Source organism: Aeromonas simiae (genome assembly GCF_014892695.1).
Classification (GTDB): domain Bacteria; phylum Pseudomonadota; class Gammaproteobacteria; order Enterobacterales; family Aeromonadaceae; genus Aeromonas; species Aeromonas simiae.
Genome location: NZ_CP040449.1, coordinates 1,332,330 through 1,348,054 on the forward strand (window position 1 = coordinate 1,332,330; position 15,725 = coordinate 1,348,054).

Here is a 15,725-nt window from a genome sequence, read left to right on the forward strand (position 1 = left end):
AACCACAACAAGCATCAACGGAACTGTGAACGTAAAAGGAACTGACCTATGACCACACTGCTTATCCTGCTGGTCCTTGCCATCGCGGTCGTGCTGGGGGTTGCCCCGGTGCGCAAGAAGCTGGTGACCCGCCCTGTCTTTGGCATCTTCAAGAAGATACTGCCGCCCCTCTCGGCCACCGAGCGGGAGGCCATGGAGGCTGGCTCGGTCTGGTGGGACGGCGAACTGTTCCGCGGCAAACCGGACTGGAAGAAGCTGCATGGCTACGGCAAGGCTGAGCTGAGCGCCGAGGAGCAGGCCTTCCTCGACAATCAGGTCGAAACCCTGCTCTCCATGGTCGACGACTTCAAGATCGTCAACGAAGCCAAGGAGCTGCCGGAAGAGGTGTGGGATTACCTCAAGCAAGAGGGATTCTTCTCCCTGATCATTCCCAAGAGCTATGGTGGCCGCGAGTTCTCGGCGATTGCCAACTCCACCATCGTCACCCGCATCGCCACCAAGAGCCTGAGCGTTGCCGTGACCGTGATGGTGCCGAACTCCCTTGGCCCGGGCGAGCTGCTGATGCACTACGGCACCCAGGCCCAGAAGGATTACTGGCTGCCGGGTCTGGCCAACGGCAAGGAGATCCCCTGCTTCGCCCTGACTGGCCCCGAGGCGGGCTCCGATGCCGGCTCTATTCCCGACAAGGGCGTCGTCTGCATGGGCGAATACCAGGGCAAGGAGGTGCTTGGCATCCGCCTGAACTGGAACAAGCGCTACATCACGCTGGCGCCACGCGCCACCGTGCTGGGTCTGGCTTTCAAGCTGTATGATCCGGAGAAGTTGCTGGGTGACAAGGAGGAGCTCGGCATCACCTGCGCCCTGATCCCGACCAGCCACCCCGGCGTGCGCGTCGGCGATCGCCACTTCCCGATGGGGCTGGCCTTCCTCAACGGCCCGACCTTCGGCAAGGATGTGTTCATCCCGCTCGACTGGATCATCGGTGGCCCCGACTACGCGGGCCGTGGCTGGCGCATGCTGGTCGAGTGCCTCTCTGCCGGTCGCGGCATCTCGTTGCCGGCACTCGGCACCGCCTGTGGCCACATGACCAGCCGCACCGCCAGTGCTTACGCCTATGTGCGCAAGCAGTTCGGCATGTCCATCGGCAAGTTCGAGGGCATTCAGGAGGCGCTGGCCCGTATCGGTGGCCTGACCTACCAGTTGGAAGGGGCTCGTCTCATGACCGCCGGCTCACTGGATCTTGGTCAGGCGCCGGCCATTGTCACCGCGATCTCCAAGTACCACATGACCGAGATGGCCCGTCAGGTGATGGATGACTCGATGGATATCCACGCCGGTCGTGCTATCCAGCTCGGGCCCAAGAACTACACAGGTTATGCCTATATGGGCGTGCCGGTCGCTATCACGGTGGAGGGGGCCAACATCCTGACCCGTAACCTGATGATCTTCGGGCAAGGGGCGACCCGCTGCCACCCGTATGTCTTCGGTGAGATGGAAGCGGCCGCCGATCCTGACTTCGAGCGCGGTCTCGAGAAGTTTGACGGCCTGCTGATGAAGCACATCGCTTTTGGTACCGGCAACTTCTTCGGTGCCCTGTTCCAGGGGCTGACCCTGGGTCAGTTCAACTCGGCTCCGGTTAGCGGCGCCACCGCCCGTTACTACAAGCAGTTGGGCCGCATGAGTAAGGGGTTGGCCCTGTGCGCCGATATCTCCATGCTGATGCTGGGCGGCGAGCTCAAGCGCAAGGAGATGATCTCTGCCCGTCTTGGGGACGTGCTGAGCCACCTCTATCTGGCTTCTGCCACCCTCAAGCACTACGAGGATCAGGGGCGGGTGGTGGCCGATCTGCCGTTCGTCCAGTACGCGGTGGAGCGCAACCTCTACCTGATTGGCAAGGCGTTTGACGGCTTCTTCCAGAACTTCCCAAACAAGGTGGTGGGCATGCTGCTCAAGCGGGTGGTGTTCCCGTTTGGCATCGGCTATCGCATGCCGGGCGACGATCGCTGCCACGCCATCTGTAGCGCCATGATGAAGCCGGGCGAGCAGCGCGAACGCCTCACCGCCCTGTGCTATGTCGGCAAGGATGATCAGGATCCGGTTGGCCTCATCGAGCGCGCCTTCCTGGCCATGGTGGCGGTGCAGCCCTATGAGAAGAAGATCTACCAAGCCCAGAAGGAAGGGCGTCTGCCGCGCAAGCTGCCGTTTGCCGAGCTGTTGGCGGCGGCCCTCGAGAAGGGGGTGCTGAGCCAGGACGAGGGGGATCAGCTGCGCGCTGCCGATGCCCTGCGCTACGAGGCGATCCAGGTCGATCACTTCGAGCCGGGTGTGCTGGAGAACATTCAGCCCGGCAATGGCATGAGCGACGCGGCCTGATCCCGGCCACGCTAAAGCAAGGAGGGCGCCCATCGGGCGCCCTTTTTTATGTGGCACCCTCCATCAGGCAAAAAAAAGAGCGCCATCGTGGCGCTCTTTTCGTCTGGGCTGGGGTTACTCGACCGTCATCACCTTGCAGGTGTTGGTGCTGCCGACGGTTTCCATCTTGTCGCCGTGGGTGAGCAGCACCATGTCGCCACTTTGCAGCAGCCCCTTGGCCTTGAGCACGGCCAGGGCGTCGCGGCACACCTCGTAGACCGGTTTGCTCTCTTCACCGTCAAACATCACTGGGGTGACGCCACGGTAGAGGTTGGTCCAGGCCAGGGTGCGGGCGTGGGGGGAGAGGGCAAAGATCGGCAGGCCCGAGCTGATGCGGGACATCAGCAGTGGGGTGGTGCCGGATTCGGTCAGTGCCACGATCGCCTTGACCCCTTGCAGGTGGTTGGCGGCGTACATGGTCGACATGGCAACCGTCTCTTCCACCGAGGTGAAGGTGTAGTTCATGCGGTGGTTGGAGACATTGATGCTCGGGTGCTTCTCGGCACCAACGCAGACATCGGCCATGGCAGTGACGGTCTCGATGGGGAAGTTGCCGGCGGCGGTCTCGGCCGAGAGCATCACGGCATCGGTGCCGTCCAGCACGGCGTTGGCCACGTCCATCACCTCGGCGCGGGTCGGCAGCGGGGCGTTGATCATCGACTCCATCATCTGGGTGGCGGTGATGACCACGCGGTTGAGGCGGCGGGAGAAGCGGATCAGTTTCTTTTGCACGCCGACCAGCTCAGGATCGCCGATCTCTACCCCGAGATCGCCACGGGCGACCATGACGGCGTCGGCACCGAGGATGATGTCTTCCATCGCCTCGTCAGTGGCAACGGTCTCGGCACGCTCGACCTTGGCCACAATCTTGGCATCGCAGCCGGCTTCACGGGCCAGTTCGCGGGCATAGCGAAGGTCATCGCCGCTGCGCGGGAAGGAGACCGCCAGGTAGTCGACGCCGATGCGGGCTGCGGTCTTGATGTCTTCTTTATCCTTGTCGGTCAGGGCCGGCGCGGAGAGGCCACCGCCTTTTTTATTGATCCCCTTGTTGTTGGAGAGGGGGCCGGCCACGGTGACGGTGGTATGGATGCGGCTGCCCTCGACACGCTCGACTTTCAGCTGCACACGGCCATCGTCGAGCAGCAGGATATCGCCCGGCTCGACGTCGTTCGGCAGCTCTTTGTAGTCGATACCGACTTGCTCCTGAGTGCCTTCCCCCTTGCCAAGGGCGGCATCGAGCACGAACTGGTCGCCGATGGCGAGGTAGACCTTGCCATCTTTGAAGGTGGAGACGCGGATCTTGGGGCCTTGCAGATCGCCGAGGATGGCGACATGGCGGCCATGCTTGGCGGCCAGTGCACGCACCTGATCGGCGCGAACGATATGATCGTCAGCGGTGCCGTGAGAGAAGTTCATCCGTACCATGTCGGCGCCGGCCAGGATAATCCCCTCGAGGATCCCTTCGCGGTCGGTGGCCGGGCCGAGCGTGGTCACGATTTTAGTGCGTCTTGGCATGAAAAGACTCCATTGCGATGATGAAAGCGGACGAGTGGCGATGCGAAATGCCCTTACCATACACCAGAGCCGTGGCCGCCACAAAAAAGAGCAGGGGCATTTGCCCCTGCTTGTTTAACCGGCGGTGGAGTTGTCAAAACGGGACTCGCGGAGCCCCTCCTTGACCTTCTTCAGGTTCTCCCGAAATTTCATGCCACGGCGCAGGGTAAAGCCGGTGGCCAGCACGTCGATAAGCGCCAGTTGGGCAATACGCGAGGCCATCGGCATGTAGACGTCGGTGTCTTCCGGGACATCCATAGAGAGCACCAGGTTACACTCCCGGGCCAGCGGGGAGTCCTTGGAGGTCATGCCGATGACGGTGGCGTCATTCTCACGGGCCAGGGCCGCGATCTCGACCAGTGCCTTAGTGCGGCCGGTATGGGAGATGAGCACCACGACATCCCCCTCGCTGCTGTTGATGCAGCTCATGCGCATCATGACGATGTCATCGAAGCAGACCACGGGGATGTTGAAGCGGAAGAACTTATTCTGGGCATCGCGGGCGACGGCAGAGGAGGCGCCTAGGCCAAAGAAGCTGATCTTCTTGGATTGGGTCAGGATGTCGACACAGCGATTGATGATGGAGGTATCGAGGCTGTTTTTGGCAGCATCGAGGCAGGCCATGGTGGATTCGAAAATCTTGGCGGTGTAAGCATCGGGGCCATCTTCGGCCTCGACGTGGCGGTTCACGTAGGGGGTGCCGTTGGCCAGGCTTTGGGCCAGGTGCAGTTTGAAATCGGGGAACCCCTTGGTGTCGAGACGACGGCAGAAGCGGTTGACGGTGGGTTCACTCACATCGGCCATCTTGGCCAGTGCCGCAATGCTGGAGTGGATCGCCGTCTGAGGCGCGGCCAGGATCACTTCCGCGACCTTGCGTTCCGACTTACTGAAACTTTCCAAGTTTTTGGTAATTTTTTCTAGTGTATTCATCATCACCACCAGGGGTTTGTAATTTAGCTTCAGTGTCGTTGCACTGATTTTATTGCTCATGCACGGGACCGTTAGGCATCAAGATGATACCTGACAAGCCGTTATGCTCACCAATATAGACCCTGTAAAGTATGACAGATGTCTAATAATTTCTTTCAGGTGACGTGGGCATCCTTTGAAACCCGTTATCGGGTTACAAATGTGGCAAAGCAACGACATTGTGACCGAGTGCACGTTTGCTGAGCCTACTTTGACGTAACCCGCCGTCACAGGAGTAGAATGGCCGCCAATAACAAGGTGGTGGTCCGGGAACCGCCATTCGCCACGACGTAACGAAGGAGTTTTTCATGCAGCAGAAATATGCCCTGGTGGGGGATGTGGGAGGGACTAACGCCCGTTTGGCCCTGTGCGAGCTGGCCACCGGCGCCATCAGCCATGCCAAGACCTTTGCCGGTGCCGAGCATCCCAGCCTGGAAGTGGTGATCCGTCACTACCTTGACGAGGTGAGTGAGCCGGTGCGCCAAGCCTGTATCGCGATTGCCTGTCCGATCCAGGGGGACTGGGTGGCCATGACCAACCACAGCTGGGAGTTCTCCATTGAAGAGACTCGCCAGAATCTGGGGCTTGAGCAGCTGCATGTGATCAATGACTTTACTGCCGTCTCCATGGCTATTCCGATGCTGGGGGAGGGCGATCGCATCCAGATTGGCGGCGAGGCTCCGCAGTCCGGCAAGCCGATCGCCATCTATGGTGCGGGCACCGGGCTCGGTGTGGCCCACCTGTTGCAGGCCCAGGGGCAGTGGATCAGTCTGCCGGGTGAAGGGGGGCACGTGGATTTTGCCGCCAACACCGAGGAAGAGGATGCGGTGCTGCAAGTGATGCGCGGCGAGCTGGGCCACGTCTCGGCCGAGCGTTTTCTCTCTGGCCCTGGGCTGGTCAACCTCTACCGTGGTCTGGTGAAATCCGATGGCCGCGAGCCCGAGACACTGGCCCCCAAGGACATCACCGAGCGCGCGCTGGAAGGCTCCTGCCTCGATTGCCGCCGCACCTTGAGCCTCTTTTGTGTGCTGATGGGCCGTTTTGCCGGTAACTTGGCGCTCAACATGGGCACCTTTGGCGGCATCTATATCGCCGGCGGTATTGTGCCGCGCTTCCAGGAGTTCTTCCTGGCCTCTGGCTTTCGGGTGGCGTTTGAAGATAAGGGGCGCTTTAAGTCCTATCTGCACCCGATCCCGGTGTTCCTCATCACCCATGAGGGGCCGGGTCTGCTCGGGGCTGGCGCCTACCTGCGCCAGAGCCTTGGCCATTTGATCGGCTGATTCAGTCCTAATTCAGTAACTTGGCGTTATTCTGACCCTGCACCCACGATGAACCGAATCGGGAAGGAGTCTGAGGCGGAGCATCACCTCTATTGGGTTGCGTTGTCACCTGACAAGCCTGAACTGTTTGACCGGCCATGATGGCCGGTTCTTTTTATTTGTAGGTTGTGCAAAAAATAACCAGTGGCGTCTGGTCGTGTCGCCCATATCCCGGTAGGGGGGCCTTGGTCTAGCATCTATCCAGAGATGCCCGTCATCCCCTTTGTCGGTGTGTTAGCATGGTGCTCATCAGAACTGTAATTACACCCCTCATGTTTGTTCGTTTTCTTCCACTTTATCTTCTCCCCTTGCTGCTGTGTGTGGCCCCGTCGCTGCGGGCGGAGGAGAGCAACTTCACCTTTCAGAGCTATCGCCACGGTATGCTGCGCATGACCTTGGTTAGTCCCAGCATCCAGGGAGACGTGCTGCTGCGTCGCGATGGCAAGCTCGAAACCCTGGAGGGGGCGGCGCTGGAGAACCTCTTCACCCTGCGGGTGCCGGTGCCCTGCGCCTGGCTGGCGCAGGAGCAGACCCTCTATTGGGCCGTCTCTGGCAAGATGCTGATGTCGGCTAAGATCCCGCCCCAGCAGTGTGCCCCGCCGCCGCCTCCTGAGCCGCAGGTGCGTATCTTCTCTCGCCAGGACCGCTGCATGATTGACACCGGAGGCGTGACCCTGTGGCGCGTTGCCAGCGAGTTGGCCAAGCGCAATAAGGCGACGGTCTACCAAAACATCTATGCCCTCTTTCTCACCAACAAGACGGCCTTCGCCGATGAAGACATCAGCCGGCTGCGCAGCCGGGAGCTGCTCTGTCCCCACCCCGCATTGGTCGAGCAGATTGCGCCAGACCATGCCAAGCGGCTGTTTGACGAGGCGGTCAAGTTTCGCTCCGGCGGCTAGCCACCCAGCACCCGCGCCATTTGTAGCGCCCTTGTCACGGCCTCGCGGTTCAGGCGTGGGCGCCCCTCATCGAGCAGCCGTTGCCACAGCAGCGCTGCCTCACGATAACGACCGCAGAGGAAGTGATCCGAGGCGAGCAACATCAGGGCGGTGACCTCGCCCGGATCTTGCGCTAGCGCCGCGCTCAGCTCCTGCTGAGTCAGTGGTGTCATCCGCTGGCCGGCCCGGTAGTAGTAGACGGTTGCCCTGGCCGCGCGGGTGGCGGCACTCACTTCTCCCTCCAGCTCAGCGAGCCTTGCATAGGCCCAGAGTGACGCATCGAAGTGGTTCTGATACAGCAACCATTGGGCCAGCTCGGCCCAGGCCTCCTTGTCGCGCGGCGCACGGTTGATGCGCTCGCGCAGGCGCATCCCGGCCGTGGCCTTGAGGGCCTCACCATCGAGCTTGTGCAGGGGATCCGGGTTGGCTTGCCAGTCAGCCCACTGCTCGCCATGACCCAGTTCCCGATAGCCGAGCCCGGCCATGGCGAAAGAGACCAGCAGCAGCGCCGGTAGCAGCCAGGGGGCTGTCGGTGGGACTAGCCTGCGATCCCGAATGGACCCATCGTGCGCCGCTTCATGCGCTACAGGCGGGGGGGCCGAGTGGTGGCCTCTTCGTACGAGCCAGAGGGTGCAGAGTACCAGCAGCAGAGGCGGCCCCCCCCATAGCAGCCAGGTTGAGGGTTGCAGTGGTGGGCGGTAGGAGACAAACACTCCGTAGCGTGCGATCAGCGTATCACGCACTGTGTCGTCGCTTTGCCCCTGCGCCACCCTCCGGTACACCTCAAGGCGCAGATCCTGCGCCAGCGGGGAGTTGGACTCGACCAGATTCTGGTTCTGGCAGGTGGGACAGCGCAGGCTGCGTGCCAGCGCCTCGGCCCGCTCGGCTTGCTCGGGGCTGGTGAAGGGAACGTCGTCTGCGGCCAGCAGCAGGGCGGGCAGCAGGCAGATCAGTATCAACACCCCCCTCATGGCGCCTCCAGCAGGGGGGCAAAGCGCGTCTGCCACAGCGCCTTAGTTAGAATGCCGGTGTGGCGGGCCAGTAGCCGTCCATCAGCCCCCACCAGCCAAGTTTCAGGAGTACCGACCACACCAAGGGCGAGCGACAGCCGTCCATCACCGTCATCAAGCACCACGCGGTAGGGGTTGCCTGCACTGGTGAGCCAGGCCTGGGCCGCCGCCGGTTTGTCCCGGTAGTTGAGCCCCACCACGGGCACCGTCTCACCCAGCTCAAGCAGCAGCGGGTGCTCGGCGCGGCAGTTGGCGCACCAACTGGCCCAGACATTGAGAAGGAAAGGGTGGCCGAGCAGAGCCTCGGTGGTGAGGGAACGTCCTTCAAGGGTGGTCAGTGGCAGCGTGGGCAGGGGTCGGCCAAGCCCCGCATCATTGCGTGCATCACCTACCGGGGTGAGGGCATGCCAGAGCAGGGCAAACAGAGCGGCGCCAAGCAGCAGGGGGAACCAGCGGATCAGTCGTGACACTGTGCCTCCTTGGTAGCGGTTCGGTGCAGACGCCATCCAAGGGGGAGCAGGCCGACCAGTGCGAGCAGGGCGCTGCCAAGCCAAAGTCCGCTTACCCCTGGCTTATAGGCCAGACGCAGCGCGACCCGTCCTTTCTTTTTTTCTCCCGGCACGGCGTAGAGATCGCCGGAGGCCAGCCGCAAGATCCCCACCTCGTTCATCGGCATGGTGCGTACGCTGTAGTGGCGCCGCTCCGGATAGAGATGGCCGATCACCCTTTCACCGTGCCGGGCCACTAGGTGATAGCGCTCGGCGCTGTAATTAGGGCCAAGCTCAGGGGTGATGGCCTCTAGTTGTAGCCGGTAGGGGCCGACGGTTGCGCCCTCGCCGGGAGCGAGTAGCAGAGTGCGTTCATGGGTATGGCCAGCTAACTGGCTGGCGCCGAGCACCAGAATGGCCAGCGCCAGGTGGGCCAGATGGCCGCGTTGCACACCACAGCGCCACACTCTTTGCAAGGTGGCGCAGGCCAGCCAGAGGGCCAGCAGGGTGGCCAGGGCTGGCAGAGGGGGCGCGGTCACCCCGTTCCCGAGCCACAGGGTAACGGGCAGTGCCACTAGCAATCCAGCCCAGCGAGAGCGGGTCTGCGGTAGCAGGATCAGGGTCAGCATGGCCAGCAGCAGCAGGGGCACAAACAGGGTGTTGAAGTAGGGGGCGCCGACCGAGATGGCACCGCCACCGAGCAGGGGATGAAGGAGGGGGTAGAAGGTACCGATCAGTACCACGGTAGCCCCTAGCAAGGGCAGTGCGATGGCCCCGATGAATCCGTCCCGCCAGTGTAGGCGCTCTGGGGCCTTCGGCAGCCGGCCACGCCAGCCATAGAGGATAAGCCCCGTCAGGGCGGTGGCCCCCAGCAACAACAGGAGCCGCTGGCCGCGTCCGGCATCGATGGCGAAGGCGTGTACTGAACTTATCACCCCGGCACGAACCATGAAGGTGCCGAGCAGGCTCATCACGAAGGTGAGCAGGCCCAGCAGCAGTATGGCGTGGCCGCATTGACCACGGTGCGCGAAGGCGGTCAGGGCGTGCAGCAGGGCGGTGCCAAACAGCCAGGGAAGCAAGGAGGCGTTCTCTACCGGATCCCAGAACCACCAGCCCCCCCAGCCGAGCTCATGGTAGGCCCACCAGGCGCCGAGGGCGATGCCCGCCGTGAGCCAGCCCCACGCCGCGCGGGCCAGCGGCCGCCAGGCGTGTACCAAGGATGCATCAAGGTGGCGTTCCCACAGGGCTGTGATACTCAGGGCAAAGCTTGCGGCAAACCCCACGTAGCCGAGATAGAGCAGCGGCGGGTGAAGGATCAGCGCCACATCCTGCAACATGGGGTTGAGATCGCGCCCCTCGAAGGGGGGCGGGAAGGCGCGAGCAAACGGGTTGCTCTCGGTCAGCAGAAACAGGCCGAGCAGCAGGATGAGCCAGCCCAGCACGCTCTGCGCCCGAGCCCGGGTCGCCAGTGGTAGCGCAAGGGCACCGAGGCGCAGGTTCCACAAGGTGAGCGCGAACAGGAAGAAAAGCAACGATCCCTCGTGGCCGCCCCAGACGGCCGCGAACTTGAAGGGAAGTGGCAGCCGGCTGTTGCTGTGTTGAGCCACGTAGTTGAGGGTGAAGTCGTCGGTCACGAAAGCATGGGCCAGCAGCAGCAGGGAGAGCCCCACCAACGCGGCGCTGAGCCAGCCGAGCGGGCGAGCCAGCGCCATGGCCCCGAGGCGGGTGGGTAACCAGGGAAGCCCCCCCAGGCAGAAGGCGAGCGAGGTAGCGAGCAGCAGGGCGAAGAGGGCCAGCTCGGGCAGCATTCTTACCCCCTCATCCGGGAGGAAGCCCGCCAGGTTGTCACGGTCATATTCCCCATCAGGCCACCGTCATCTGACCGGCGTAGAGGATGAAGTAGCGCAGCAGCAGGATGCCGGTGAGGCTGCAACCCGAGATGATCAGCAGTTTGCCGCGCCCGTGGCCCGGCAGCAGGTGGCCGAGCAGCAACGGCGCCGCCAGCCCGATGCCCACCACCCCGAACCAGAACACCTGGGCCCAGAAGCCGCCTCCGATGGCACTGGTCAGCGCCACCACCTTCTGGCCATCACCAAACCAGAGGCCGGTGAAAAAGCAGAGCAGCAGTAGCGCCTCGATAAGCACCAGTGGCGTCTCGAAGCGGTGCAGGAAGTGCACCTCTTCACCATGAGCGTCGGTCTTGAAGGCGGTGGTGGCCATCAGGATGCAGCTGGCTACCCCTGAGCTCAGGCCCGAGACCAGAAACAGCACCGGGAGTACTGGGTTGTTGAGCATGGGGTAGCTCTTGAGGGCCGAGAGCAGAAAGCCGGTGTAGGCGCCGAGCAGCGCGGCGAGCAGCAATAGCAGGGGTTCAACGAAGCGATCGGCGTGCGGCAATCGGGCGAGCAGAGCATCAACCCAGCCAAAGCGCTCGCCGAGCAGGCGTGCACGCAGGGCCGCGATAGCGGGGGCAAACACCCCCCCCAGCCAGATCAACAGCACCGCCATGTAGATCTGGAACAGCATCACCCCCATCGACATCACCGAGTCGAACTGGTAGTGAAACATCAGCTTCCAGAAGGTCCATGGCCGGGCTAGGTGGAAGATGAGGATGAGCAGCCCCAGGATCACGGCGCCCGGCCCCAGAATGGCGGCGGCCTTCACCACCCCGCTGCGGGCGGCATCACGCCCCAGCCTCTTTTGCTTGAGCAGCACGGCAAAGGTGACGCTGCCGGCCGAGATCCCGAGCAAGAACAGATAGATGGCGATAGGCCAGTCCCACACCAGCGAGGGGAAGTGGAACGGATCGGCGGGCAGTATCATGACTTCACCTCCTGGCTGTTGACATAGCCGGCCGGCACGCCGTCACGACCGATGGCAAGCTCCTCGCCGCTGCCGGGGGCGGCGACCCGGTACATCTTGGGCGAGGTACCCAGATGTGCCTTGGCCCGGTAGGTGGGGTGGCTCATCAGCTTGCGACTGATGTCGCTGTGTGGATCGTCGAGATCCCCGAAGGTGAGAGCCTGGGTCGGGCACGCCGCCACGCAGGCGGGCAGCTTGCCCTGGGCCAGGTTGCTGTGGCGGCAGAAGTCGCACTTGTCCGCCACCCGGGTTTGCGGATTAATGAAACGCACCCGGTAGGGGCAGGCGGCGATGCAGTACTGGCAGCCGACACAGAGATCTGCCGTCACATCGACGATGCCGGTGGCCGGATCGATATGGGAGGCGCCGGTGGGGCAGACGTGTACGCAGGGGGCGTTGTCGCAGTGCTGACAGGAGTGGCGGTAGAAGTGATAGCGCGCCTCGGGGAAGGCCCCGATGGGCCCTTTTCGTACGATTTGCAGGCGTGACACCCCCTTGGGTACCTGGTTGACCTCGCGGCAGGCATCCATGCAGGCGGTGCAGCCGATACAGGCCCTCTCATCGTGCAGCATGCCAAGGCGGCGGCCATTGATCGTCATGCTGGCTGCCAGGGTCTGGGCCGGGCCGGTCATCATGATGAGGGCGCCCGCGCCCATCCCAGCCAGAAAACCACGGCGCGAGCAGCTCATGGTGCCTCCTTGCCCATAGCGAGCTTCTTGGCATGTTGCTTGCCATGGCAGTCGACGCACAGGCCGATACGCGCCTTGTCGCTCAGGCCCACCATGGGCTCCTTGGCTTGGTGCAGCGCATGGCAGCTAGTGCAGGTGAGCTTGGTGGCGTGCACGTCGTGGGCCCAGAGCGCCTCACGCAGCGGTTTAGGCTCATGGCAGCTCAGGCACACACCGTTTTGCTCGGCGATGGGGAACGCCATCTCGCCCGGCATCTCATCAAGGCTGTGATGAAAGCGCATCACGTCTTTCACTCCCTCTCTGTGCTGAGGGGAGGGCTTGCCGTGGCAGTGAGTGCAGGTAACTGGCCCCAGGTTGTTGGGGTTGGTTGCCAGGGCGTGCTTGCCATGCATCGCCTCGCGCTCTTGCTGGTGGCATTGGGTACAGGCGTAGTCAGGGCTGCGCTGGGGCAGCGCCTCGCTTTGCGCGGGGGGCTCGTTGGCCTGCACCAGTGGGGTGGCCGCCAGCATGACCAGGCCTATCAGCCGCAAATTCAACCGTTTCATCATGATCATCTCATCCTGTCGGAGCCCCGTCTGGCGGGGCCCTGTGATACACGACTCACTTGCTGAGCCGTCCGGCGTCCTTGGCCTGCTTCTCCCAGGCCGGAACCGTGGTCTTGAGGAACTGCTGCTTGTCACTGATGAACTGCTTCATGTCCATGCCGAGGGCCCTTTGGGCCTGCTCCTTGCTGCTGATGTCCGGCAGTGGGATCTCGCCGGTGATCCCCTTGGTGGCGAGCAGGCGAGCCAGCTTGGTGCGGGCGTCGGCGGCCTTGTTGAGCGCGGTACCTAGGGTCTTGAGGGCAACGTCAGGGGCGTGCATGTGTACCCCGTGGGAGGCGATTGAGTAGTCCCAGCGCCACTGGGCGTGGCGAATATCTTGCAAGATGGGCTTCATCTGCTCCTCGCTGGCACCGGCATCCCAGGCGGCCTTGGCCTCGAAGTGGGCGTGCACCAGTTGGCGCTCGACGCTTAGCTTGAGCTCGTTGACGGCCGCTTTGCGCTCCTTGACCACCGCCTGCAATGCCTCCTTGCTCTGGGTGTGGCAGTTGGCACAGGTCTGCTCGAAGCGATCGAAGGGATTGCCCACCTTGTGATCGGTATAGAGCTTGCCATCATCGCCACGCACCTTGGGCATGTGACAGTCGACGCAGCCCACGTTGTTCTTGCCGTGGATACCGGCGCGCCAGGTCTCGTACTCGGGGTGCTGGGCCTTGAGCATGGGGGTCTTGGAGAGACCGTGCACCCAGTCGGCGAAGCCGATGTCGTCGTAGTAACGCTCCATGTCATCGACCGTGGTGCCCTTGACCCAGGGGAAGGTCACCGACTTGGTCGGGGCGGCGAAGTAGTACTCCACATGGCACTGGCCACACACCTGCGCCTGCTGATCAAAGCGCCCCTGTTTGGCAAACGGCATCTGGATGGCGTCCATGGCTCGACTGGCATAGGGGCGTGAGAGGTGCAGTGCCGGTTGGCCGGTCTGGAAGGCCTTGCTGCCGGTGTCGTGGCAATCGGCGCAGCCGATGGTGTTGACGATCTCCGGCCCGCCCTTGGCCCACATCCCCTTGAAGTAGGCCTCTTCGCCCTGGGTCTCGATCACCCTAGCCACGTCCGGGCTCTTGCAGCTCCAGCAGGCCATCGGTAGGGGGCCATCCTCCGCGCTCTTGGGGGCGCCGGTGCGCAGGGTTTCACGCACATCGGTCAGGGCGTAGTAGTGGCCCCGTGGTTTGTTGTAGTCCTTGGCGAAGGGGTAACCGGCCCACAACACCACCATGTTGGGGTCTTCGGCCAGGGCATCGGTGCGCTCCCCGCTCTGTTGGGTCTGCTCCCAGCTTTGATACTGCGTGGCGTGGTCTTTGGCGAAGAGGTCGTTGCGTGCCTCCACCTCGGCATGCGGCTGTCCCGCAAAGAGGGCGCCGGCGACGAGGAGGCCGAGGCTCCATCTCATGCTTGCTTGTGCTCCCACCATCATCACTCCCAGATGAGGGTCCCGCATGGCCCGGGACCGGGTTGTCATGTGAATGGGCTTTTGTAATGCCCATTTTCTCTCGTTGGGGATAGTAATAAATGCACAACTGAGATGGTGATTTGTTCGCCACTTGTTTGTTCTGGATCAAGTCTCGAATGGGGCAAGTTTATGAAGTGGGATCGGGATAACAATTCAGTTTTTAGTCAGTAGAAACTGGCGAGCCGGCAGGGTGCCGGCTCGCGGGGATCAGGCCAGTGCCTGGGCCAGCAGGTGGATGGGATGTTCGCAGCGGTAGGGGGTGCTCATCTCTATCTGCCACTTGCAGGTTTCGCAGTCGGTGACCACAAGATCGGGCTTGAGCCGGCCTATCTGCTCGAACAATCCCTGGCCGATGCTCTGACTGGTGGCGTAGTTCTCCGACTTGAAGCCATAGGTGCCGGCGATGCCGCAGCACTGGGAGTCGAGCACGGTGAGACGCACCCCTGGAATGGCGCGCAGGATCTCGAGGGTGTAGATGACCCCCCCCATCTTCTCCAGGTGGCAGGGGGTGTGATAGGCGATGTGCAGATCGAGAGGCTGCATGTGCGGCAGATTGCCCTTCTGGAACTCCTGCCACAAAAAGCGGGTGATGAGGGAGATGCGCCCGCGCACCCTGTGGTTGTCCTGCTCGAGCAGGTGTGGGTACTCATCACGCAGGGTGAAACCGCAGGTCGACGAGGTGGTGAGCAGCGGGATCTCGTTGCCCATCAGCGCATTTTCCATCTGCCTGATGTTGAAGGCCGCGTGCGCCTTGGCTTTTTCCATGAAGCCGTTGGCGATGAGCGGCACGCCGCAGCACTTCTCGCGATCCAGTAACTGCACACCGATGTTCATGGCGTTGAGCACCTGCACCAGCTCCTTGCCGAGCTGCGGGTGGTTGTAGTTGACGTAGCAGCCGTGGAAGTAGGCCACCTGACGGGTATAGCTCGCCTGCACCGCTTTTTGTTTTTTGTACCAGCCGCGAAAGGTGCCCTGGGAGTACTTGGGCAAGGTGCGGTGGGAGGAGACCCCGAGCGCCTTGTCGAGCACCGCCTTGACCGGTTTGAGGCCGGTCGAGAAGTTGACCACCGGCGCCATCAGGGTCGACATGCTGCCCATCAGATCGGTATGGGAGAGGACAAACTCGCGCACGCCCGGCTTGATGTCGCCGTAGCGGTGCTTGGCCTTGGCGATGATGTCGCCGATGCGCACTCCGCTCGGGCAGGCCACCTCGCAGCGCTTGCAGTTGGTGCAGAACTTGAGGGCCTCGTCATAGAGGGCGGGGCTCTTGATGCGCAGCCGCTCCCCGTCCGGGCCGGCCTGCTTGGGGCCGGGGTAGGCCGGGTTGGCCTTGGCCACCGGGCAGTAGGCGGTGCAGACGGTGCACTTGATGCACTGATCGAACGTCTGGTTGGCATGATCGAGCAGCATGTCAGTTCTCCTCCTGGCAGAGATG

At 62.8% G+C, this 15,725-nt stretch carries 13 protein-coding genes; 3 read left to right on the top strand and 10 right to left on the bottom strand.

Annotated elements, in window-relative coordinates; translation table 11 throughout:
• Positions 1-48: 48 nt before the first annotated feature.
• On the top strand, positions 49-2,373 hold the full coding sequence (locus FE240_RS06320; RefSeq protein WP_193003826.1) for an acyl-CoA dehydrogenase: 2,325 nt from the start codon (positions 49-51) through the stop codon (positions 2,371-2,373).
• Between the two features lie 114 nt (positions 2,374-2,487).
• Here FE240_RS06320 and pyk read toward each other — a convergent pair whose 3' ends face one another.
• Positions 2,488-3,927 (bottom strand): pyruvate kinase, encoded by a 1,440-nt coding sequence (pyk, locus tag FE240_RS06325; protein ID WP_193003827.1) that lies wholly within the window; start codon positions 3,925-3,927, stop codon positions 2,488-2,490.
• Between the two features lie 114 nt (positions 3,928-4,041).
• A complete protein-coding gene (locus tag FE240_RS06330; protein ID WP_042045676.1) occupies positions 4,042-4,899 on the bottom strand; it encodes a MurR/RpiR family transcriptional regulator in 858 nt (285 codons plus the stop codon).
• Positions 4,900-5,243: 344 nt separating this feature from the next.
• Between FE240_RS06330 and glk the strand changes: the two genes are divergently transcribed.
• Positions 5,244-6,215: a glucokinase gene (gene glk / locus FE240_RS06335; RefSeq protein WP_193003828.1), complete on the top strand. Its 972-nt coding sequence runs from the start codon at positions 5,244-5,246 to the stop codon at positions 6,213-6,215.
• A 359-nt stretch (positions 6,216-6,574) separates the two neighbouring features.
• Positions 6,575-7,153, top strand: coding sequence for a LysM peptidoglycan-binding domain-containing protein (locus FE240_RS06340; RefSeq protein ID WP_193003829.1), 579 nt, complete (start codon positions 6,575-6,577; stop codon positions 7,151-7,153).
• On the opposite strand, the gene FE240_RS06345 is transcribed toward FE240_RS06340, so the two are convergent.
• The 8 genes from FE240_RS06345 to glpC form a co-directional block, all read right to left on the bottom strand.
• Positions 7,150-8,163, bottom strand: a complete 1,014-nt coding sequence (locus tag FE240_RS06345; RefSeq protein WP_193003830.1) for a cytochrome c-type biogenesis protein — start codon at positions 8,161-8,163, stop codon at positions 7,150-7,152. The two genes, FE240_RS06340 and FE240_RS06345, sit on opposite strands and share 4 nt — an antisense overlap.
• The gene (locus tag FE240_RS06350) at positions 8,160-8,672 is read right to left on the bottom strand and encodes a DsbE family thiol:disulfide interchange protein (RefSeq protein WP_226799026.1); all 513 of its coding nucleotides are present in this window, start codon (positions 8,670-8,672) and stop codon (positions 8,160-8,162) included. Before FE240_RS06350 ends, FE240_RS06345 begins: the two co-directional genes overlap by 4 nt.
• The gene (locus FE240_RS06355) at positions 8,660-10,498 is read right to left on the bottom strand and encodes a heme lyase CcmF/NrfE family subunit (RefSeq protein WP_193003832.1); all 1,839 of its coding nucleotides are present in this window, start codon (positions 10,496-10,498) and stop codon (positions 8,660-8,662) included. The genes FE240_RS06350 and FE240_RS06355 overlap by 13 nt, the downstream gene beginning before the upstream one ends.
• Positions 10,499-10,553: 55 nt before the next feature.
• Positions 10,554-11,513, bottom strand: a complete 960-nt coding sequence (gene nrfD, locus FE240_RS06360) for a cytochrome c nitrite reductase subunit NrfD (RefSeq protein ID WP_404800061.1) — start codon at positions 11,511-11,513, stop codon at positions 10,554-10,556.
• On the bottom strand, positions 11,510-12,241 hold the full coding sequence (locus tag FE240_RS06365; RefSeq protein WP_193003833.1) for a 4Fe-4S dicluster domain-containing protein: 732 nt from the start codon (positions 12,239-12,241) through the stop codon (positions 11,510-11,512). Before FE240_RS06365 ends, nrfD begins: the two co-directional genes overlap by 4 nt.
• On the bottom strand, positions 12,238-12,786 hold the full coding sequence (gene nrfB / locus FE240_RS06370; protein ID WP_193004471.1) for a cytochrome c nitrite reductase pentaheme subunit: 549 nt from the start codon (positions 12,784-12,786) through the stop codon (positions 12,238-12,240). The genes FE240_RS06365 and nrfB overlap by 4 nt, the downstream gene beginning before the upstream one ends.
• 55 nt (positions 12,787-12,841) lie before the next feature.
• Positions 12,842-14,230, bottom strand: coding sequence for an ammonia-forming nitrite reductase cytochrome c552 subunit (nrfA, locus tag FE240_RS06375; protein ID WP_404800062.1), 1,389 nt, complete (start codon positions 14,228-14,230; stop codon positions 12,842-12,844).
• A 267-nt stretch (positions 14,231-14,497) separates the two neighbouring features.
• The gene (gene glpC / locus FE240_RS06380; RefSeq protein WP_193003834.1) at positions 14,498-15,700 is read right to left on the bottom strand and encodes an anaerobic glycerol-3-phosphate dehydrogenase subunit GlpC; all 1,203 of its coding nucleotides are present in this window, start codon (positions 15,698-15,700) and stop codon (positions 14,498-14,500) included.
• Between the last annotated feature and the right edge of the window lie 25 nt (positions 15,701-15,725).

Bases quoted from the DNA above. Each gene is read 5' to 3' on its own strand.
- FE240_RS06320 (WP_193003826.1), top strand. From the start codon at position 49: ATGACCACACTGCTTATCCTGCTGGTCCTTGCCATCGCGGTCGTGCTG.
- pyk (WP_193003827.1), bottom strand. From the start codon at position 3,927: ATGCCAAGACGCACTAAAATCGTGACCACGCTCGGCCCGGCCACCGAC.
- FE240_RS06330 (WP_042045676.1), bottom strand. From the start codon at position 4,899: ATGATGAATACACTAGAAAAAATTACCAAAAACTTGGAAAGTTTCAGT.
- glk (WP_193003828.1), top strand. From the start codon at position 5,244: ATGCAGCAGAAATATGCCCTGGTGGGGGATGTGGGAGGGACTAACGCC.
- FE240_RS06345 (WP_193003830.1), bottom strand. From the start codon at position 8,163: ATGAGGGGGGTGTTGATACTGATCTGCCTGCTGCCCGCCCTGCTGCTG.
- FE240_RS06355 (WP_193003832.1), bottom strand. From the start codon at position 10,498: ATGCTGCCCGAGCTGGCCCTCTTCGCCCTGCTGCTCGCTACCTCGCTC.
- nrfD (WP_404800061.1), bottom strand. From the start codon at position 11,513: ATGATACTGCCCGCCGATCCGTTCCACTTCCCCTCGCTGGTGTGGGAC.
- FE240_RS06365 (WP_193003833.1), bottom strand. From the start codon at position 12,241: ATGAGCTGCTCGCGCCGTGGTTTTCTGGCTGGGATGGGCGCGGGCGCC.
- nrfB (WP_193004471.1), bottom strand. From the start codon at position 12,786: ATGAAACGGTTGAATTTGCGGCTGATAGGCCTGGTCATGCTGGCGGCC.
- nrfA (WP_404800062.1), bottom strand. From the start codon at position 14,230: ATGAGATGGAGCCTCGGCCTCCTCGTCGCCGGCGCCCTCTTTGCGGGA.
- glpC (WP_193003834.1), bottom strand. From the start codon at position 15,700: ATGCTGCTCGATCATGCCAACCAGACGTTCGATCAGTGCATCAAGTGC.